Consider the following 20,693-nt stretch of genomic DNA (forward strand, 5'->3'; position numbering starts at 1 on the left):
CGATAGGCTGGTGATTGCCAATATTACGGGATTATGATACTAAACGGATAATCAGAAAAAAAAAGGTTATTTTAATTCTAATCTAGGTTTTAACAAAAATTTAGATTTAAAATAACTTTTTTAGAAAATTTTTCTAAATGCTTAAATCACAAAGGCATCCAGTATTTATAAAACCATTAGTATTTGGCTTTCTGGTTTTTATTTTGTTATTCATCATAACACAGATTTTTAACTACCAAAGATTTCAACTTCTTAAAAACACCCAACAGGAAGAAGTTAACGAAAGAGCATTAAAACTTAAGGAAGACTTACAGGAAATAATGGGACAAAGCTTTACCGCAACCCAAACATTATCCTTTATTATAGAACACTATGGTATACCTGAAAATTTTGATAGTATTGCCCAATTATTATTAGATAGCAATAACAACATAGATGCGTTGGAACTTGTAAATGGTGAAGGAATAATAACCCACGTTTATCCCAAAGAGAATAATGATGTCATCGGTTTTAATATTCTAAATGATTCCATTGGTAAAGATGGTGCGCTTACAACACTTAAAAGAAAGGATTATTTTACTGCCGGTCCTATTCGCTTAAAACAAGGAGATGTTGGGTTTGTAACCAGAAAACCCATATACCAAGCAGATACCTTTAATGGCTTTACTGCGGCAGTGGTTCGCTTGTCCACAATTATAAAGGCAGCTAAGTTAGATACACAGGAAAATTCCATTTTCTCTTATCAACTGGCAAAAGTTAAATCTGACCAAACAGAAGAGATTTTTTATGCCTCCGAAAATATGGTGACCAACGAAGCCATAAAAATTCCATTGACTACCAGTCATGGCGAATGGAAGTTATATGTAATTTCTAACCATAAATCCCCATTCTCTTCAATTTTACTCTTTTTAATTTTAGGATTTCTACTTGCCGTTCTTTGTGGCATGTTAGTTTTCTTTCTTACAAGACAACCTTCTAGATTAAAACAATTGGTAGAAGAACAAACAACTTTGCTTAATGAGAGTCAAAAGAATTACCAAAACTTAGTAGAGCAAGCTTCAGACGGCATATTCCTTACAAGTTCAACTGGTGTCATTACAGATGTAAACATCGCAGGGGCAAAAATGTTGGGTTATGCTATAAATGAATTAACAGGTTTAAGCCTAAGGGACATTTATGATCCCGAAGAGCTAAAGCATAACCCTATTAAGTTTAAAGAATTGAAAGCAGGAAATATTATTCTACATGAAAGGAAAATGATTAGAAAGGACGGTTCTTTTTTTTATGGAGAAATTAATGCGAAAATGACTCCCAATGGAAATCTATTAGGTATTCTAAGAGATATTACCAAAAGAAAAGAATTAGAGCAAATTGCTAACAATAATCTGCAAAAATTTAGCAAAGCTTTTAATAATAGCACCATTGGCATGGCCATTAAAGACGAAAACAAACGTTTTATAGATGCCAACGCCTATTTTTTAAATTTAATCGGTTTTTCCCTTGAAGAAATTAAGGGAAGAACCAGTGCCGAACTTTGGGAATTTTATTCGGAAAATGTTATAAATGATACTTTATCATCTGCCAATAATTCGTCTATAAACAAAATGGAAGTTGACCTAACTACAACGTCTGGTAAGGTTTTACATTTATTGACATCGGTAGAGCGAATTGACTATGAAAACAAAAAAATAAGCCTTTGTACTTTTATTGATCAAACAGAGGCAAAAAAAACAACCCATAAACTTCTTGACCTACAGTCAAAAATGGACGCTGCCATACGAATTGGAAAAATAGGCTATTGGGACTGGAACCTAAAGACCGAAATTATAGAATGGTCCAATGTTATGTATGAGATCTACGATGTAGATCCAGGCACAATAATAACTGTACCGTTTACAAAAAAATTAGTTCATCCAGATGATTGGGAGTATCATAATAAAATACTACAGCTTAAATCTTCCACAAAAGATAATAATCCGTTTTCCTATAAAATTAAACATAGAAATGGTTCAATAAAATATGTTCTTGTACAAATGGAGGTTGTAGTAGATGAGAAGGGCGTACCAATACGTTATAGAGGTACGGCCGTTGATATTACAGAACAAAAAGAAGCTGATAATGAAATTATTGATTTAAAATCAAAGATGGACGCGGCAATTAGAATTGGAAAGATTGGATATTGGAGCTGGGACTTAGAGAGTAATCAAGTAGATTGGTCTAATGAGATGTTTGAAATATATGGTATTAGTGAAAAGACAACTATAACTCTAGAAGAAGCAATGGAATTTATTCATCCAGACAGCTCTAATGTATTAACAGAGGTTTTGAGCAGAAAACCAGACGATGACCAAACATTGCCAACGGTTTATAAAATTTTCCTTAATGACAAGAGTATAAAACATATTCTAAGTTTTTCTGAAAATGTTTATAATACTCAAGGTAAACCCATACAAGTGCTTGGTACTGCTATGGATATTACCAAAAGAGTTTTAGCAGAAGAAGCGCTTAAAGAAAATAAGGAGAAATTTACAAAAGCATTTCAAACCAATTTAATGGGCATGATTATACTTGATAACGAAAGAAAAGTTATCGAAGCCAATAATGTTGTATATAATTTATTAGGAGTTACACGAGAAGGTTTAATTGGAAAAACAATTAAAGAATCTGCCCTTGCTGTTATGGAAAATTATGATGACAATGAAAGAGAAAAGTTTTGGAAACACTTTCTAAAACATGGGAAAGTAATAAATCAAAAATTTAAAATAAATTTAAAAAACGGTCAAAAAATATCCCTTTCAGTATCTATGGAATCGTTGTTTTTTAAAAACAAGCAAAATTATTTGGTCAATTTAATTGATGATACCAAGAGAAAAGAAGCTGAAGAGGCTTTAGAGCTGCAAAACATCCAACTTAAGAAAGCAAATTCTGAACTTGATAGTTTTGTGTACAGTGCCTCTCATGAGCTGAGAGCTCCGTTAGCATCGGTTTTAGGACTTATAAACCTTATTTTAATAGAAGAAAATGAGCCTGGTTTGGTTACTAATCTTACTATGATGGAGAAATCGATTAAAAGATTAGACAGCTTTATTATGGATATCATTGAATATTCGCGAAATAAACATCTAAAAATTCATTTAGAAACTATAAATTTTACTAATTTAATTGAAAGCTCCTTAGAGAATTTTTGGTATTTAGAAAACATGAGCCAATTAAAATTCAATATTATCGTTGATGATAAAATTGAATTTGTTTCTGATTCCAAAAGAATTTCAATTTTATTGAACAATTTTATATCGAATGCGATTAAGTATCATGATTTAAACAAAAATATACCTACGGTTTGGGTCAATATTAAAACCACTAAAAAAGAAGCAATAATAGAGATAAAAGACAATGGTCTAGGAATAGCCGAAGAACAATTAGATAAAATATTTAATATGTTCTATAGAATATCTTCCCAAATAATGGGGTCTGGGATTGGTTTGTATATCGTTAAAGAAGTGTTGGCCAAATTAAATGGCACAATAGAGGTAGAATCCGAATTAGGTGAAGGTTCAATGTTTATATTAAAAATACCAAATGAATCAAATAAATAATAAAATGAATGGGTGGATTAAAGTACTGTTAATAGACGATTCTGATATTGACAACTTTATAAATAAAGCTATTGTTTCGAAAGAAGAGAGTGTTGAACAAATTATAGTCAAAAATTCTGGCTTTGAAGCTTTAGCGTATTTGAATAGCATTATAGATCAGCCCGAAGCTTATCCAGATTTTATTTTTCTAGATATTAAAATGCCTGAAATGACCGGATTTGAATTTTTAGAGGAATACAAAAAACTGTCAGAAGCTATAAAAAGTTATTCTAAAATATATATTTTAAGTTCTTCAATCGACCCTTTAGATATTGAAAAGGGCAAAAGCTATACCGTTGTTAAAGGACACTTAACCAAACCCCTCGCACATAATAACCTTACTAAATTACTTTTAGAAGATCAGTAAACTTTTAAATAAAGAAAAGAAAGGCTTTTTCATACCTAATAACCAGGTCTATTTTAAAACAATTAGAGTTATCATCCCCTAACATAAATGATAATATATTCTTAATAAACCCACGGTTTCATACGCTTTTATTATTTTGCCCCTTATGAAAATTTATCCTGTTGAAACTGGTAATTTTAAATTGGATGGTGGTGCCATGTTCGGCGTTGTTCCAAAGACCATTTGGCAGAGAACAAACCCAGCAGACAGCAATAATTTAATTGACATAGCCGCCCGTAGTTTACTAATTGAAGATGGTAATCGACTTATACTAATTGATACGGGCATGGGTGATAAACAATCAGATAAATTCTTTGGTTATTATTATCGTTGGGGAGATTTTACTTTAGAAACCTCTCTCAAAAAACAAGGTTTTCACAGCGATGATATTACAGATGTTTTTTTAACCCACTTGCATTTCGACCACTGTGGCGGTGCCATTCAGTGGAACAAGGATAAAACTGGTTATGAACCTGCTTTTAAAAATGCCCGTTTCTGGACAAATGAGAAACATTGGAAATGGGCAACAGAACCAAACCCAAGAGAAAAAGCTTCATTTTTAAAAGAAAACCTCATACCCATGCAAGAGAGCGGTCAATTAACATTTATTGATCATAAAGATGAAAGTTTCCTGAATAATAGTCCGTTAGGTTTTGACATCCGTTTTGTAGACGGTCATACCGAAAAACAAATGATACCTCAATTATCTTTTAAAGGAAAAACTATTGCTTACGTGGCAGACCTTATACCAACTGTTGGGCATATTCCATTACCCTACGTAATGGGTTATGACACAAGGCCGTTAATTACCATGACAGAAAAAGAATTGTTCTTAAATGATGCTGTGGAAAACAACTTCTTTCTATTTTTTGAACATGATGCACACAATCAACTATGTACCTTAAAACATACCGAAAAAGGTGTTCGATTAAATCAAGTTTACTCTTTTGATGAAATCTTCAATTAACTTTACGGTACTAAACATTAATTAATAAATCATATAAAATAAAGTTTCCCATTTATGACAAATACATATTTTAAATTGTTATTCGCTCTTTCAATTATTGCTTTATTGACCAGTTGTGGTAGTACAGGTTCGGCAACAGGTGGGGGCGGACTAATTCTTACTCCCGTTGAGAATATTGATACCACCCCTTTAAAAATAGCCGATCTCACGATAAGTGAAAAGAAGAATTGGGGGCATTTAGATTTAGTAACAGACACCATACCTGGAATGAGTGTTGACAAAGCTTATGCTGAAATCATTAAAAACAGAAAAGGAACAAAAACTGTAGTAGCAGTACTAGATTCAGGTATAGATCTAGATCATGAAGATCTTGACGGTGTTCTTTGGACAAATACAAAAGAAAAAGCCGGAAACAACATAGATGATGATGGTAATGGCTATATAGATGATATTCATGGATATAATTTCTTAGGAGAATCTTACAATGAACAATTAGAGTATGTTCGTATGTTGCGCTTAAATATTGGTGATGCGGCAACATTATCTAAAGCGAAAACAGAATTAGACAAAAAGTATAATGAAGCATTACAAGGAAAACAACAATATGAACAAATTCTACAGGCAGTAAAAAATGCAGATTCAGATATAAAAAAATATTTAAAAAAAGATACATATACTAAAGAAGATTTGGTGGATATAGTGGCTACTGATGAAACCACGCAGAGAAATATTGCCATTCTAAATCAAATGTTCAGTATAAAAGATTCTATACCAGAAGTTCTTAAAGAACTAGAAAGTGGAATTAAGTACTATACAGAACAGGTTAATTATAACTTAAATAAAGATTTTAATGGTAGAGCGCTTGTAGGTGATGATGGTTATGATATTACCGATACAAATTACGGAAATGGAAATCCAAAAAACAGAGTTGATGACGAAAGTCACGGAACTCATGTTGCTGGTATTATTGCTGCTGAGCGCAATAATGGTAAAGGAGTAAATGGTGTAGCCAATAATGTTGCCATAATGAGTATTAGAGCTGTACCCAATGGTGATGAGTATGATAAGGATATTGCTCGTGGCATTCGTTATGCTGTTGACAATGGCGCAAGGATCATTAATGGTAGTTTTGGAAAATCATATTCTCCAAAAGCCGAATGGGTATATGAGGCAATTAAATACGCAGCAGAAAAAAATGTTCTTTTTGTGCATGCTGCAGGTAATGATGGTGCTAATTTAGACGATCACACCAACGCAAACTTTCCGAACGACCAAGTAAAAAACGGACCCGAAATTGCAGATAATGTAATAACAGTTGGTGCTTTAAACTCTGAATATGGTTCAGAATTGGTGGCAAGCTATTCTAATTACGGTAAAGTAAATGTTGATGTTTTTGCCCCAGGTACCGACATCTATTCTACCTACCCAAACAATGAATATGAATACTCACCAGGCACCTCAATGGCTGCACCCGCAGTAGCAGGAATAGCAGCCTTGGTAATGTCACAATATCCATCACTTACTGCCGCACAGGTAAAAAAAATAATTTTACAATCTGGATTACCAATTAAAACTACCGTAGTTTTAGGAAGCGAAGGAAGAAAGAGCGGTTCTCTTAATGAAATTTCCACATCCGGTAAAATCGCAAATGCTTATAATGCTTTGGTATTAGCAAGTAAAGTAGCTGCCAAAAAGGTTCAATTATAATAATTACTAAACACACATGATTAAATCAATTTTAAGTTTATTTATCGCATTATTCACTATTGGGTTAACAGCACAGAATAAAACTGACTACTGGCAACAACATGTAGACTATACCATGAATGTTGATATGGATGTTGATAGTTTTCAATACACCGGAACCCAAACATTGGTCTACACTAATAATTCACCAGATGAATTAATAAGGGTTTACTTCCATTTATATTTCAATGCCTTTCAACCAGGCAGTGAAATGGATATTCGTTTACAAACCATTGCTGACCCTGACGACCGTATGATATCCAAAGAAAAGAAGAGTAGAATTTCTACCCTTTCTGAAAGTGAAATGGGATATCTACATACTACTTCTTTAACACAAGATGGTAAGAAAGTAACGTATTCTGAAGAAGGCACTGTATTGGTCGTTGACCTAGCTTCACCAATAGCACCAGGCAGTAAATCTACTTTCAACATGGCTTTTAATGGTCAGGTTCCACTTCAAATTAGACGTTCTGGTAGAAATAACGAAGAAGGTGTTGCATTGTCCATGAGCCAATGGTATCCTAAACTTGCAGAATATGATTTTGAAGGTTGGCATGCAGACCCTTATATAGCACGTGAATTTCAAGGTGTTTGGGGTGATTTTGATGTAAAATTAACTTTAGATAAAAATTATACGGTTGGTGGTACTGGCTATCTTCAAAACCCAGATGAAATAGGACACGGTTATGAAACACCAGGAACAAAAATTAAAAAGCAAAAAGGGAAAACATTAACCTGGCATTTTAAAGCACCAATGGTTCATGATTTTATGTGGGCGGCAGACCCAGAATACATTCACGATATTCAACAAGTTCCAAATGGGCCGGTACTACATTTTCTATATAAAAACAATCCTAAAATCTTAGAAAACTGGAAAAACCTTCAGCCAAAAACAGTTGAGGCAATGGAATTTTTTAGTAGAAACATCGGTGAATATCCTTACGACCAATACTCTGTAATACAGGGTGGAGATGGGGGTATGGAATATGCTATGTCTACACTAATAACCGGTGACCGTAAGTTTGGTAGTTTAGTTGGGGTAATGGCACATGAAATGGCACATTCTTGGTTTCAGCATATATTGGCTACCAATGAAGCAAAACACGAGTGGATGGATGAAGGGTTTACTTCTTTTATCTCTAAACTTTGTATGAGTGAAATAATGGACATGGATAAAGACAATCCTTTTGAGGGCACCTACAAAGGATATAGAAATTTAGTGCTTTCAGGTAAAGAACAACCACAAACTACCCATGCAGATCGCTATGACCTTAATTTCGCTTACGGTATATCCGCTTATAGCAAAGGTTCTATTTTCTTATCTCAATTGGGGTATGTAATCGGTCAAGATAAATTAATGGAGACCATTCGTAAATACTACGCTGATTTTAAGTTTAAACATCCGGTTCCTAATGATATTAAACGAGTTGCCGAAAAGGTATCTGGTTTTGAACTTGATTGGTATTTAACCGATTGGACCCAAACAACAAACACTATTGATTATGGTATAAAAGACGTTGTAGCTTCAGATAGTTCTACTAATGTTACTCTAGAGCGTATTGGGTTAATGCCTATGCCTTTAGATATTTTGGTGGTATATAATGATGACACCCGAGAAACTTTTTATGCTCCATTACGAATGATGCGAGGAGAAAAGGATAATCCATATTCAGGTATTGAAAGAACAGTAATTGATGATTGGCCCTGGGCTTACCCTACTTACGATTTTATGATTGGTAAACCAATATCTACCATTAAGGCTATCGTAATTGATCCCTCTCAGTTAATGGCAGACATTAATTTGGAAAACAATGTTTGGCAAGCCGAGTAATTGGATATTGTACTATTTAAGATAACAACGCCTCCTTTTTAAGGGGGCCAAATCTTTCTAATAATTATTTCGGAATGGATGTATCTTTCGGTAAAAAGGAAAAACTTAAAAGTAAAATGCTCATTACTCAATTGTTTGATGAGGGTAAAGGTATTTCCAGTTTTCCACTGAAGTTGATTTATTTACCAATTCAGCATAGTTCGGTTTCAATAAAGACAGGCGTTACCGTATCTAAGCGGAATTTCAAAAGTGCTGTAGACAGGAATAGAATTAAACGCTTACTGCGAGAGTCTTACAGACTTAATAAAGCTCTGGTTTTTAACAATACAGAGGCCAAGTTTGCGTTTCTATTTTTATATCTTGGTAAAGATATGCCCACCTTTGAGCTATTAGACCAGAAAATGAAGCTCGTATTAAATAAGTTTAAGCTGCAGATTAATGAAAAAAATAATCCATAAAAAAGTTCTTGTTCCTATTATAGCTGTAGTATTTCTATTTATTGGAAGTAGTTATAAAAGTGACTTTTTTGAAATAGCTAAGCAGATTGAAATTTTTACCACCCTGTTCAAAGAGTTGAACATGAATTATGTGGATGAAACCAACCCTGCAGAATTAATGGATACCGCCATTAAAAACATGTTAGAGGAATTGGACCCTTATACCAAATTTTTAAACGAACAAGATGTTGAAACCTATCGCATAAATAATGCAGGTGAATATTCTGGTATTGGTGCAATGGTTCGCTCCTTTAAAGACAAGTTGTTAATTATAGAACCACACCAAGGATATCCGGCAGATAAGGCTGGTTTAAAAGCAGGAGACGAGATTATACAAATAGGAGATGTCAAAGTAGCTGATTTCGAAGAAAATGCCAGTGAGCTCTTAAAAGGGGCAAACGGCTCGACAGTGACGGTAACTTATAAGAGGCAGGGGAAAACCAATACAACAACCATTACTCGTGAAGGTATAGAGGTTGATGCGGTACCTTACTTCAATATGATCGATGATAAAACAGGTTATATTGTATTAGCAAAATTCAATGCAAAAGCATCTGAACAAACAAAAGCCGCCTTGCTGGATTTAAAAGGAAAAGGTGCCGAAAAAATAATACTTGACCTCAGGGATAATCCTGGTGGGTTGCTTTCTGAAGCTATTAATGTTACTAACCTTTTCGTACCCAAAGGGGAATTAGTGGTAACAACTAAATCTAAAGTCAAAAAATTTAATCGTGAATATCATACTAATAATCAACCTGTAGATGAAGATATACCTTTAGTGGTTTTAGTAAATGGCAGCAGTGCTTCGGCAAGTGAAATTGTATCGGGCAGCTTACAAGATTTAGATAGGGCGGTAATTATGGGTGCACGTAGTTTTGGAAAAGGTCTAGTTCAACGTCCCTTAAAATTAACGTACGGTACCCAGTTAAAAGTAACCATTTCAAGATACTACACTGCTTCTGGTCGATGTATTCAAGCCTTGGATTATTGGAATAGAGACGAAAGTGGCAATGCAATAAGAAACACAACATATACCGATTTTGCTACTCGTAACGGCAGAAAGGTACAAGATGGAGGGGGAATTCTACCTGACATTGAAGTGGCTACCTCTAAAACAAATGACCTTACATTGGCCTTACTTCAAAGCAACGTTATTTTTGATTATGCCACCAATTACTATTATGCACATAAATATAACGCGGTTACAGATTTTAAATTTACAGATGCCGATTTTAGTGCTTTTAAAAATGATGTAAAGAAAAGTAGTTTCTCTTTTGAGACCAAAGCGGAGAATGCTATTAAAAATGCACTCTCAGGAGATGAGAATGATTTTTTAGGAAGCGATGTTAAGGATAGTTATAAAACACTTTTGGCGAATATAGAAAAAGGCAAAATCAGTGCCCTTGACAAGTACCAAAGTGAGATTCAAAAAAACCTAGAGGATGAAATCGTAAAACGATACTTCTACAGAGATGGTTTATACCAGTATTATTTAAATAACGATGAAGCTATTTTAGCTGCAACAGAATTATTAGGAAATACTTCTAAGTATAGTTCTATTTTGAAATAAAAATAATCTAATTATAAGTGCAGGATTTAGCATCCGAAATTACGTAATACTCTTTATAGTTTTTAGCCTTAGGATCTGTACACCCTTTTAAATTCCTTATTTTTATATCCCTAAAATCAATTGGTTGGCCTTCGCTTTGCAATGCTATTAAACCTTCTGTTAAAGGCTTGCCGTCTTGCTTAATTTTAGGGTCATACCCATTCGCTACTTCTCCACCAATTTGTGGCTTCGTGTATTGCAATACCGTTTTTCCATTAATTATGTGTGTAATTAGCGAATCGTGTAATACAATTAATTCGGCTGTTACCCATTGATCGCCAAAATAGGTGTCTGAACTCGAATTTATACAGTGTCTGGGGTCTATTTTACCTTCATAGACAACATCTGTGCCTGGAGAACACATATTGCCTGTTGAACGCTCTTCACCTTCTTTTATGCCTGCCAGAAATTGCATTTCTACTGAGATAGGCCAGTCTTGCTCCTTGAGCATTGTCTTTGGATCTTGTGAATGAAACATAATGCCACTATTTTTCAAAGTGTAATCTGGTGCTCCTTTATAAAGTTCACCAACAAATCTATATTGCAACGTTAAATGAAAATCCGAAAAGGGTTTGTCATAATATAGATGTGAAAAACGCTCGTTAAACTCACCTTCATACTGATCATAGCGCACTTTTACCATACCATTCTCAGCTCTAAAAGTTTCCCCATAATTATTACCAACTTCATAATGATGAATTTTTGTTGTCCAACCTTTTAGGTCTTCTCCATTAAACATGTTTTCCCAATCGTTTTCTGTTTGTTGAGATTTTGTTACGCCGCATCCTACTAAGTAAAATAATGCTGTAATAAATAAACTTATTTTAAGAAATAGTGTTTTCATTTTTTGGTTTTTATGTTTAATCGGATAATTTTCATGTAATGCAAAACTTAATTATTCAAAGACAGAATCAGCATCATTTGATGGTGCTTCGAACTTTCTCAAATAAACGATTCGTTCATTTTTATTTCTTCTATTGATAAATTCTTCTTTTGTTAGTTTCGGATCAATTTGACTATAATGACATTTGTAGGAATCAAATGCTGTACTAAGATCTACCTCTGAATATGAAATTTTAGTCCTTAAATATTTCTTATGTTGTCCTCTCAGTGTTTTGTTGTCAGCATCAGTTATTGTTTCTGTAGGGGTGCCATAAAAGAACAACGCCATTGGTTTCTCCCATTGCTTACTCAAATATACCTGGGTTACCGATGCCCCTACCAACCTATGATCCATATGTGTTGAGCCACCATCGGGTCCCCAAGTGATTAGAACATCTGGCCGAACCATTTCTATAATGTCTTTTAATTCTAAAACAATAGCCCTAGCATGGGGTACGTGACCATCATAGCCTTCATCGGCTTTTAACTGGTCGTGATAATCTAAGTGTATTAATTCTGCACCTAATTGATTAGCGGCACACTTCATTTCTTCTCTACGAGTAGCAACCAATGTTTCGCCCGCTTTATGATCATGAAAATCATTTGTACCATATCTGCCATCAGTAACTATCACCAAATAAACTTTAGCGCCTTCTCTTGTGTACCTTGCTAAAATTGGTGCAATTGTACTTTCATCATCTGGATGTGCAAATATTGCTAAGATTGTCTTGCCTTCGTATGGATTTTGACCTCGTAGCCCAACTGTTTTAAAAAGAATTAGTAACGTAAGAAAAATAAGAACTAAAGAGCGGTGTCTTAAAAGAAATAAAAATGTAGCTTTTTTATGGTTCATAATACTTCCTTTTACTTTTGAATGTTTCAAAAAGACATTCCCAAAAGTTCATATTTAAAGATAACACATGTTGCTTGATTTGCCCATTTTATATCGTAGTATAACAAATCGGTATTGTTAATGCCATAACTATATAATTAGATGAAGAATTTAAGTATTGTGCTTTCTTATACTAAAAACTTCAAATTTTAAAATAGATTTTTTTCTTGTCTAAAAAGTAGGTGATGTACCAAAAAATAAATAATACAACTAGTGAGTTCAATACTAAAATCAGTGCCTCTGACACGCCCAAAGGTGCTAATAGCCCTTCCGTCCATATTAACCCGAAACCCCTAAACCATTGTACACCTATTGTTTCAGCAAAAAGATATATAAATATAGCATTAGTACCCACTACCGAAAAAACTTTACCACATTTTTTATGCTTGTCCTTTACATCTATAGCCCAGTAGAAAAAGGCAAGGGTTAAGATGGCAAAACCACCTGAAGCTAGGGTAAAAGAGGAGGTTGCAATACGCTTGATTATAGGTGTAATGCTTAAAATATCTAAGGCAAGCCCAAAAATCAATATCGAAATTCCCCAAACTATAAAAGTTTTTAGTTTGTGCGATGCCAATCTATTCTGTAATAATAGTTGTCCACATATTACGCCCCATATAGTGTGAGCAGCTGTAGGGATAAAGTTTATAAAAACCCAATACCCATTATTTACCTTACCCATAACCAACATGTCAACATAAGACCCGAAACTATCATGCCCTTCTATATAAGGTGCTTCGGGGTTATAGCTTCTATATATCAACTCTGTCAAAATCAAAAGTGCGACAGATATAATTATTTGATTTTTGTGTGATAAGTCCATAATGGCGTAGGCTATTAAAATGGTAAAAGCCAATTGCACTAAAACATTCCATAATTCCCAAACCAAGGCATGGTTATAAACACAATGCAATAAGACACCAAAGCTGAACAAAATAAAGCTTCGTTTTAAAATATGCTTAGTTACATTCTTTCTATTACTTGTAGCTAGACGTTTTCGTAGCGAAAAAGGCATGGCTACACCCACAATGAACATAAAAAAAGGCTGAATTAAATCCCAAAATCGCAATCCGTTCCATGGATGGTGATGTAACTGTAATGCAAAAGGTTCTAAAAAAGTGCCTTGGGTTAGTTCGAAAAAATGATGGTGAAACCCTGCTGCTTCAGCAATTAATAAAAACATAATCATTCCTCTAAATACATCTAGAGAATAAAGGCGTTCAGAAATTGGAGCAGATAATTGAGCCATTGGTTTATACTTGTTTGAACTTGCTCTTAAATGTAATAGATTTAAATTGAAAAAGTTACTGTTCGTATTTTATCCCTACTTTTAAATTGACAAACTAAAATCTCTACCATTCAATAAATCAGATTATGCGAACCCATTTTTTAATAACCATCGGATTGTTTTTGTGCCTATTCACTCAAGCTCAAGAAACCAAAAAAGATTCAACCCCTAAAGCAATTCCAGAAGCCAAAACTTTCATCACAAAACATCAAGGCATTTTTGGAGGTAAAACACTTGATTACACCACGACAGCGAAAGAAACTTTCCTAACAAATAAAGAGGGTGATTCAATAGCAACTTTTTGGTCTGTTGCTTATACTAAAACATCGATAGACGATGTCACAAAACGGCCTGTTACTTTTGTTTTTAATGGTGGGCCAGGTTCCGCTTCAATGTGGTTGCATCTCGGTTTTTTTGGACCAAAAATTGTAAAAGTAGATTCTGATGCCAAAAATGATGATGGGGCTGCACCCTATAATTTAGTAAACAATGAACATGGTCTATTAGATATTACCGATTTGGTTTTTATTGATCCTGTAGGAACTGGATATAGCAGATTAGTTGGTAAAGGAGAAGGAAAAGATTTTTACGGATTAAAAGAAGATGTAAATTCTTTTGCCCAATTTATTCGAAAATGGGTAACTGAAAACGAACGTTGGTTTTCTCCAAAATATTTGGCAGGTGAAAGTTATGGAACTACACGTGCCGCAGCTTTGGGAAAAGCATTAGAAGGGTCAGGACAGAATATGGCATTAAACGGTATGATCTTGATTTCTCAAGCCTTAGATTATGCCGGCTCTACATCAGAACCAAATAATATAACTTCATTTATCACCTATTTACCCAGTATGGCTGCCACGGCTTGGTATCATAAAAAAGCTGGACTAGGCAAAACATTGGAAAGTTTCACTCAAGAATGTCGTGATTTTACCTATAACACCTATGTTCCTTCACTTTATAAGGGCAATTTACTTACCGATGAAGAAAAAGATGCAATAGCAGAAAAGCTTGCATATTTTACTGGGCTGGACAAAACTTATATACTTCGTTCAAACCTAAGAATTTTAATGGGTCGCTTTCAAAAACAATTATTATTAGATAAAGGGTTGGCTATTGGTCGACTTGACGGTCGTTTTATGGGGGACGAAGAAGATAAGGTCTCTGAAAGGCCTCATCTGGGCGATGCCGCTAGTTACCAAATAAGTGCTGCATATACAGCGAGTATTAACCATTATTTTGCTTCTGATTTGAAGGTAAAAATGGATAGACCATACATTACTTCTGGTGGTGGTACCAATTGGCGTTGGAGAACCGTACCTGACACTCAATATTGGGAGCCAATGCCAGTAAATACGGCACCAGACCTAGGTGAAACCATGCGTAGAAACACCGCGATGAAAGTTATGATAGCAAGTGGTTATTATGATTTAATTACTCCGTTTTTTGATGCTGAATATACTTTTGCTAGAAACGGAATTGTGAAAGAACGAGTACAAATGAAATATTATGAAGCGGGACATATGATGTACACCCATGAACCAGATTTAATTCAGTTGGGTAAAGATATTCGAAAGTTTATAACTACTAATTAGATATTAAAAACATCATATTATGAGGGCTAAATCCTATTTTATCACATTTTTTATTCTATCGCTTTGCATTCTTATGAGTTGCAATGAAGAGGCTTCAAAAAAGGATGATAAAATATATACTACGTGGTCATCATATTTAGGAGACCCTAGTAGAAGTCATTTTACGACCCTTAACCAAATTACACCTAAAAATGTAGCTCGATTAGAAATAGCTTGGCGATACGAAGCGCCAGACTGGGGACAAATGCAAATGAATCCTTTGGTTGTTGATAGCATTGTTTATGGGGTAACCGCAGCGTTACGCATTGTAGCACTTCATGCAGAAACAGGGAAAGAATTATGGCAATTTGGTGACTCTGTTCAAGTATGGCATTCTACAAGTAGAGGTGTTTCCTACTGGGAGAAAGGTAATGATAAACGAATTCTCTGTACGCGGGGGGCTGATCTTTATGCTCTTGATGCTCTCACCGGAATACCTATCCCTTCATTTGGTATAGATGGAAAAATAGATATGCGTTCGGGAATGCCAAAGTCAGCAAAAGAAAAGTTTGTTATTTCAAATACACCCGGTACTGTTTTTAAAGACATTATTGTAATGCCATTAAGAATATCTGAAGGATCTGATGCAGCACCAGGTGATGTTATGGCCTTTAATATAATTACCGGTAAACCAGAATGGGTGTTTCATACGATACCTCACCCAGGAGAATTAGGGTATGAGACTTGGGAAGACCCCAATGCCTACAAAAGTCCAATGGTCGGTGCTGCCAATAACTGGGCAGGTATGGCATTAGATGAAGAAGCAGAAATAATTTATGTGCCAACAGGGTCTGCTGCACCAGATTTTTATGGTGGTGACCGTTTAGGAAGCAACCTCTACGCTAATTCATTGGTGGCTTTAAATGCAAATACAGGAAAGCGCATATGGCATTTTCAATTTACACATCATGATATTTGGGACCGCGATCCGCCTGCACCACCAAACCTTTTAACTGTAGAACATAATGATCAAAAAATTAAGGCTGTGGCACAAATTACCAAACAAGGGTATGTTTTTGTTTTTGACAGAATTACAGGAAAGCCACTTTTTGATATTGAAGAAGTGCCTGTTCCGACTTCAACATTAACAGGTGAAATTGCTTGGCCAACACAACCTATTCCCACAAAACCAAAACCTTTTGCTCGACAATCGAATGAGCTAACCAAAAAGGATATTAGCCCTTATGCCGAAAATAAGGAGGAACTTTTAGCGTTTTTTGAATTTGCAGAAAAAGAAGTGTATAGTCCGCCTAGTCTTGAGTCTACATTATTGCTGCCCGGTTATGATGGAGCGGCTGAATGGGGCGGTGCAGGTGTTGATCCAGAAGATGGGATTTTATACGTGAATTCTAACGAAATGGCTTGGAATCTAAAGATGAAGGCCAATGAAGCTTATGCTCAAGAAATGCCCTTAGGTGAGCGAATTTACAATAGCAAATGTGCTACTTGTCATCGGTTGGATAGAAAAGGTTTGGTGGCTAGTGGTTTTCCTTCTCTAGTAGATATTAATCTTAAGAGAAGTAAAGAAGAAGTAGTCTCTATTGTTACGCAAGGCAAAGGTATGATGACCGGTTTTCCGACATTATCCGATTCAGAAAAAGATGCTTTGATTCAATTTCTGTTCAATGAGGAGCAAACTATAGCGCTACAAGAAAAAATGGAAATTGCAAACGCTATAGAAGAAAACCCATACTTACATGGTGGCTATAATAAGTTTTTAGATAGTAATGGCCTACCTGCTATTTCGCCACCTTGGGGAACACTAAACGCTATAGATTTAAATTCAGGTGGTTTTTTATGGTCTATACCCTTTGGAGAAACATTGTCCCTTAAAGAAAAAGGGTTTCCCGCCACGGGAACCGAAAACTATGGGGGACCAATAATAACTAAAAACGGATTATTATTTATTGCTGCTACAAAGGATGGTTTTTTTAGGGCATTTAATAAAACAACTGGTGAACTTTTATGGGAATATAAGCTACCTGCTGCTTCGTTTGCTACACCAAGCACATATCAATATAATGGGAAGCAGTATATCGTTCTTGCATGTGGAGGTGAAAAATTAGGAACTGAAAAAGGAAATCAAATAATTTCATTTGCATTGCCTAACCCTTAATTTCCTCAGCCTTCTTTGATTTAATTATGTTTTTATCTTCCTCTTTAAGTAATCTTTTGGTTCGTAAATAACGATTTACATTATATGAATCATAATTTGAAGCATTCTTATCTACACTACTTACCCGCACCATGTTTGAAGAATGTATAAATTGATTGTTGCCAATCCACATGCCCACATGTACTACTTTTTCTGCAGTCGAATCGGTCGCTTTTCTACCAAAAAACAACAAATCACCTTTATCTAATTTACTAAAATCAGCAATGGAGTCTATCGGTTTTCCTGCGTGTATCTGTTGTGAAGCATCTCGTGGTATCACTATACCATTCATGTAATAAATGGTTTTGGTAAAACCGCTACAATCCACTCCCTTCGTTGATGTCCCACCCCATAAATAAGGCACTCCCATTAAGGTTTTTGAGGTTTCAATTAACGCATTAGCATCATAGCTTAAACTTGATAGCCAAGATGTATAATCTGCTGCTTCTTCTTTAGAAACCAAAGCTTGTCTTCCATCTGGAAATTCAACTTTATAATAACCTCCTTCTTCCCCTAAAACCTTCAAAAGACTACCGGCAACAAGGTCAGATATTCTTATGGTTGTATCTGTCAAGTCATATGCATGACCGTAAGTATTCGTATAAATGATCTTGTTTGAGGTTTCCCACTGCGATATACCTTTATCATCCATTAATTGAATACCGCCAGTATCTACCCATGCCAAATATTCATCTGGTGTTTGTATCAAATACCAATCTGAATCCTTTTTTAAAACATTAACTTCTGTACCAAGAATAGCTTGTGTTGCTAATTCTGCAGCGTGTTTGGGGTTGCTTCTTAGATTGGCCACAGAAATATTTATTACTGCCTTCGTTTTACCTTTTAAATCCAACGATGGTAGTATTTTAATTTCGTCTACAAACTGAATTCCTTTTTCCTCTAAAATTGCTTTAAGAGAATCTACTGCCTTTGGTAGATTGCTTTCCCCTACCAATTTTATGCCAGAAGGATCATCTAAAGCTTCTACATTGAAAAGAGCTGTACGTTTATCAGGAGCAAAAAAATCTTTTATGCTATCAATCTCTCTTATAGAAATTTTCTTTTCTTCTAAATTGGTACTGCAGGATATATTCAATGCTATCAAAATCAATGCAAAAGCTTTTTGGAACAGCGTTTTCTTCATATCTAAAAATATTTCAAATAGTATTAGCCTTGTGAATTTATGTAAATTTATCGCAAATGAAGAAACTTAAGGTCATAGAACTTTTTGCTGGTGTTGGTGGATTTCGCTTGGGATTAGAGGAAACTGACAGCTATAAGGTAGTCTGGAGCAACCAATGGGAACCTAGCACAAAAACACAGCATGCATCGTTAGTTTACGAAGCCCGGTTTGGAAAACAGAACCATAGCAATATGGATATTTCTGAAGTAGAAAGCAAAGTAATACCAGATGCAGATATTCTAGTAGGTGGTTTTCCATGCCAAGATTATTCTGTAGCTACTACCCTGCAAAATTCTAAAGGTCTAATTGGTAAAAAAGGGGTGTTATGGTGGAGCATTCATAGAATTCTGTCAGAAAAGAAAAATCCACCAAAGTACCTTTTTTTAGAAAATGTAGATCGTTTACTAAAATCACCCTCGAACCAAAGAGGTAGAGATTTTGCCATAATGCTAAAGAGTCTTGATGATTTAGGTTATGCTGTAGAATGGAGGGTTATTAATGCAGCAGATTATGGTATGCCCCAACGTCGCAGACGTATTTTCTTCTTGGGTTATCACAAATCAACCCCACTCTACAAACAATTTAAAAGTATAACACCAACAGAATGGATTTTTGACTCTGGAACAATTTCATCTGCTTTTCCTATTACAAATACCTCCTCAAAAATAGACGCATTTACAATTGATGAAGATTTAGTCTCACTATCAGAAAATTTTAATGTCGCAGGAAAGTTATCTCCTTTTCAAAATACAGGTGTATTCATAAGTGGACAAGTTCATACTACTAAAACCTTACCTAATTTTGATGGAAAAAGAACTGTTTTAAGTGACATTCTAGAAAAAAGTATAATACCCGATGAGTTTTATATAGCTGAAGATGAGTATGAAAAATGGGAATATTTAAAAGGTTCAAAAAAAGAAATACGAACCGCCAAGACCGGGTATTCATATAACTATAGCGAAGGAAGTATGGTTTTTCCAGATGCTTTAGACAATGCTTCTAGAACAATAATAACAGGTGAAGGCGGTAAAAGTCCTTCTCGTTTTAAACATGTGGTTCAGACCAAAAAAGGACTGAGAAGATTAACCCCTTTAGAACTAGAACGATTGAACATGTTCCCAGACAACCATACTTCCCTTGAAGGAATTTCTGATACTAAAAGAGCTTTCTTTATGGGTAATGCTTTAGTGGTGGGAGTTGTTCAAAAAATAGCAACTGTTCTTGCAGATAAAATTAGTAAGACGTGAAAAGTAAATTCACATCTGATTTAAGAAAAGAGAAAAAACTTTCTCATCTTTTAGATGTGTATTATAAAAAAAAAATAATCCATTATGATACTTGCCGAGTTCATGATATGAAAAGTCAAATGGCAGGTATTGACATTTTGTTTAGCCATAAGCAAACAAAAGCCGTTTTTAATATTGACGAAAAAGCACAATTAGATTATATAAATGAAGATCTACCCACATTCGCTTTTGAATTAGGTTACTATAAAGTAGAAAACTATAAAGAAGGCTGGCTTTTTGACAAAAATAAGAAGACAGATTTCTACTCTTTGGCAACTGCTATATATGAAGATGAACCCAACATATTTACGTCGTGTAAAATAACATTGGTTAACCGAAAAATGTTGCTTGGTTTTCTAGATAAAAAAGCTATATCCCAAAAAGTCTTGAAAGGTTATTGTGACGCCAATATAGAGCGCCATGGTAAATTAAAAATAAAGGAGTTAAATACTAGAACTGAGGGTTATCTGTATTTTTCAAAAAATAATAAATCTGAAAAACCTATTAACTTAATTCTAAAATTAGATTTTTTAATTGAACAAGGAATTGCTAAACGTTTGGTTTAAGTCATATATCTATACTATGATTAAAACATTCTTGTAGTTTTGCATTTCTACCATTTATATTCTATACTGATTATCCGTTTAGTATCATAATCCCGTAATATTGGCAATCACCAGCCTAT

The 20,693-nt window shown here is 34.7% G+C and carries 15 protein-coding genes; 11 read left to right on the forward strand and 4 right to left on the reverse strand.

The genetic code is table 11. The features are described 5' to 3' along the window. Positions 1-137: 137 nt before the first annotated feature. From AACZ49_RS18405 to AACZ49_RS18435, 7 genes are all read left to right on the forward strand, one after another. On the forward strand, positions 138-3,596 hold the full coding sequence (locus AACZ49_RS18405; protein WP_339657727.1) for a PAS domain S-box protein: 3,459 nt from the start codon (positions 138-140) through the stop codon (positions 3,594-3,596). Beyond that, positions 3,580-4,002: a response regulator gene (locus AACZ49_RS18410; protein WP_339657729.1), complete on the forward strand. Its 423-nt coding sequence runs from the start codon at positions 3,580-3,582 to the stop codon at positions 4,000-4,002. The genes AACZ49_RS18405 and AACZ49_RS18410 overlap by 17 nt, the downstream gene beginning before the upstream one ends. Positions 4,003-4,147: 145 nt before the next feature. Further along, positions 4,148-5,008, forward strand: coding sequence for an MBL fold metallo-hydrolase (locus AACZ49_RS18415; protein WP_339657731.1), 861 nt, complete (start codon positions 4,148-4,150; stop codon positions 5,006-5,008). Between the two features lie 54 nt (positions 5,009-5,062). Next, complete coding sequence (locus AACZ49_RS18420; protein WP_339657733.1) at positions 5,063-6,715, forward strand: S8 family peptidase; 1,653 nt, start codon at positions 5,063-5,065, stop codon at positions 6,713-6,715. A 16-nt stretch (positions 6,716-6,731) separates the two neighbouring features. Then, entirely contained in the window at positions 6,732-8,585 is a 1,854-nt protein-coding gene (locus AACZ49_RS18425; RefSeq protein ID WP_339657735.1) for a M1 family metallopeptidase, read from the forward strand. 74 nt (positions 8,586-8,659) lie between these two features. Beyond that, entirely contained in the window at positions 8,660-9,043 is a 384-nt protein-coding gene (rnpA, locus tag AACZ49_RS18430) for a ribonuclease P protein component (RefSeq protein WP_339657736.1), read from the forward strand. Continuing rightward, a complete protein-coding gene (locus AACZ49_RS18435; RefSeq protein WP_339657738.1) occupies positions 9,024-10,652 on the forward strand; it encodes a S41 family peptidase in 1,629 nt (542 codons plus the stop codon). Before rnpA ends, AACZ49_RS18435 begins: the two co-directional genes overlap by 20 nt. Before the next feature lie 7 nt (positions 10,653-10,659). Here AACZ49_RS18435 and AACZ49_RS18440 read toward each other — a convergent pair whose 3' ends face one another. The 3 genes from AACZ49_RS18440 to AACZ49_RS18450 all read right to left on the reverse strand — a co-directional run bounded on the left by AACZ49_RS18440 (position 10,660) and on the right by AACZ49_RS18450 (position 13,714). Next, entirely contained in the window at positions 10,660-11,535 is an 876-nt protein-coding gene (locus AACZ49_RS18440) for a DUF1080 domain-containing protein (RefSeq protein WP_339657740.1), read from the reverse strand. 51 nt (positions 11,536-11,586) lie between these two features. Continuing rightward, positions 11,587-12,426 (reverse strand): PIG-L family deacetylase, encoded by an 840-nt coding sequence (locus AACZ49_RS18445; RefSeq protein ID WP_339657742.1) that lies wholly within the window; start codon positions 12,424-12,426, stop codon positions 11,587-11,589. Positions 12,427-12,607: 181 nt separating this feature from the next. After that, entirely contained in the window at positions 12,608-13,714 is a 1,107-nt protein-coding gene (locus tag AACZ49_RS18450; RefSeq protein ID WP_339657744.1) for a DUF5009 domain-containing protein, read from the reverse strand. Between the two features lie 125 nt (positions 13,715-13,839). Between AACZ49_RS18450 and AACZ49_RS18455 the strand changes: the two genes are divergently transcribed. After that, on the forward strand, positions 13,840-15,345 hold the full coding sequence (locus AACZ49_RS18455) for a peptidase S10 (protein ID WP_339657746.1): 1,506 nt from the start codon (positions 13,840-13,842) through the stop codon (positions 15,343-15,345). 19 nt (positions 15,346-15,364) lie between these two features. Further along, positions 15,365-17,500 (forward strand): pyrroloquinoline quinone-dependent dehydrogenase, encoded by a 2,136-nt coding sequence (locus AACZ49_RS18460; RefSeq protein WP_339657748.1) that lies wholly within the window; start codon positions 15,365-15,367, stop codon positions 17,498-17,500. On the opposite strand, the gene AACZ49_RS18465 is transcribed toward AACZ49_RS18460, so the two are convergent. Further along, positions 17,490-18,683: a C40 family peptidase gene (locus AACZ49_RS18465; protein ID WP_339657750.1), complete on the reverse strand. Its 1,194-nt coding sequence runs from the start codon at positions 18,681-18,683 to the stop codon at positions 17,490-17,492. The two genes, AACZ49_RS18460 and AACZ49_RS18465, sit on opposite strands and share 11 nt — an antisense overlap. Before the next feature lie 56 nt (positions 18,684-18,739). Here AACZ49_RS18465 and dcm point away from each other — a divergent pair, with 56 nt between their 5' ends. Both dcm and AACZ49_RS18475 read left to right on the forward strand, forming a co-directional pair. Further along, positions 18,740-19,969 (forward strand): DNA (cytosine-5-)-methyltransferase, encoded by a 1,230-nt coding sequence (gene dcm, locus AACZ49_RS18470; protein ID WP_339657752.1) that lies wholly within the window; start codon positions 18,740-18,742, stop codon positions 19,967-19,969. Next, complete coding sequence (locus AACZ49_RS18475) at positions 19,966-20,574, forward strand: hypothetical protein (protein WP_339657754.1); 609 nt, start codon at positions 19,966-19,968, stop codon at positions 20,572-20,574. Before dcm ends, AACZ49_RS18475 begins: the two co-directional genes overlap by 4 nt. Positions 20,575-20,693 lie beyond the last annotated feature (119 nt).

The sequence above is a fragment of the uncultured Maribacter sp. genome (assembly GCF_963975365.1).
In the GTDB taxonomy this organism is placed as follows: Bacteria; Bacteroidota; Bacteroidia; order Flavobacteriales; family Flavobacteriaceae; genus Maribacter.

Bases quoted from the DNA above. Each gene is read 5' to 3' on its own strand.
- rnpA (WP_339657736.1), top strand. From the start codon at position 8,660: ATGGATGTATCTTTCGGTAAAAAGGAAAAACTTAAAAGTAAAATGCTC.
- AACZ49_RS18420 (WP_339657733.1), top strand. From the start codon at position 5,063: ATGACAAATACATATTTTAAATTGTTATTCGCTCTTTCAATTATTGCT.
- AACZ49_RS18415 (WP_339657731.1), top strand. From the start codon at position 4,148: ATGAAAATTTATCCTGTTGAAACTGGTAATTTTAAATTGGATGGTGGT.
- AACZ49_RS18445 (WP_339657742.1), bottom strand. From the start codon at position 12,426: ATGAACCATAAAAAAGCTACATTTTTATTTCTTTTAAGACACCGCTCT.
- dcm (WP_339657752.1), top strand. From the start codon at position 18,740: ATGAAGAAACTTAAGGTCATAGAACTTTTTGCTGGTGTTGGTGGATTT.
- AACZ49_RS18425 (WP_339657735.1), top strand. From the start codon at position 6,732: ATGATTAAATCAATTTTAAGTTTATTTATCGCATTATTCACTATTGGG.
- AACZ49_RS18435 (WP_339657738.1), top strand. From the start codon at position 9,024: ATGAAAAAAATAATCCATAAAAAAGTTCTTGTTCCTATTATAGCTGTA.
- AACZ49_RS18460 (WP_339657748.1), top strand. From the start codon at position 15,365: ATGAGGGCTAAATCCTATTTTATCACATTTTTTATTCTATCGCTTTGC.
- AACZ49_RS18410 (WP_339657729.1), top strand. From the start codon at position 3,580: ATGAATCAAATAAATAATAAAATGAATGGGTGGATTAAAGTACTGTTA.
- AACZ49_RS18465 (WP_339657750.1), bottom strand. From the start codon at position 18,683: ATGAAGAAAACGCTGTTCCAAAAAGCTTTTGCATTGATTTTGATAGCA.
- AACZ49_RS18405 (WP_339657727.1), top strand. From the start codon at position 138: ATGCTTAAATCACAAAGGCATCCAGTATTTATAAAACCATTAGTATTT.
- AACZ49_RS18455 (WP_339657746.1), top strand. From the start codon at position 13,840: ATGCGAACCCATTTTTTAATAACCATCGGATTGTTTTTGTGCCTATTC.
- AACZ49_RS18440 (WP_339657740.1), bottom strand. From the start codon at position 11,535: ATGAAAACACTATTTCTTAAAATAAGTTTATTTATTACAGCATTATTT.
- AACZ49_RS18450 (WP_339657744.1), bottom strand. From the start codon at position 13,714: ATGGCTCAATTATCTGCTCCAATTTCTGAACGCCTTTATTCTCTAGAT.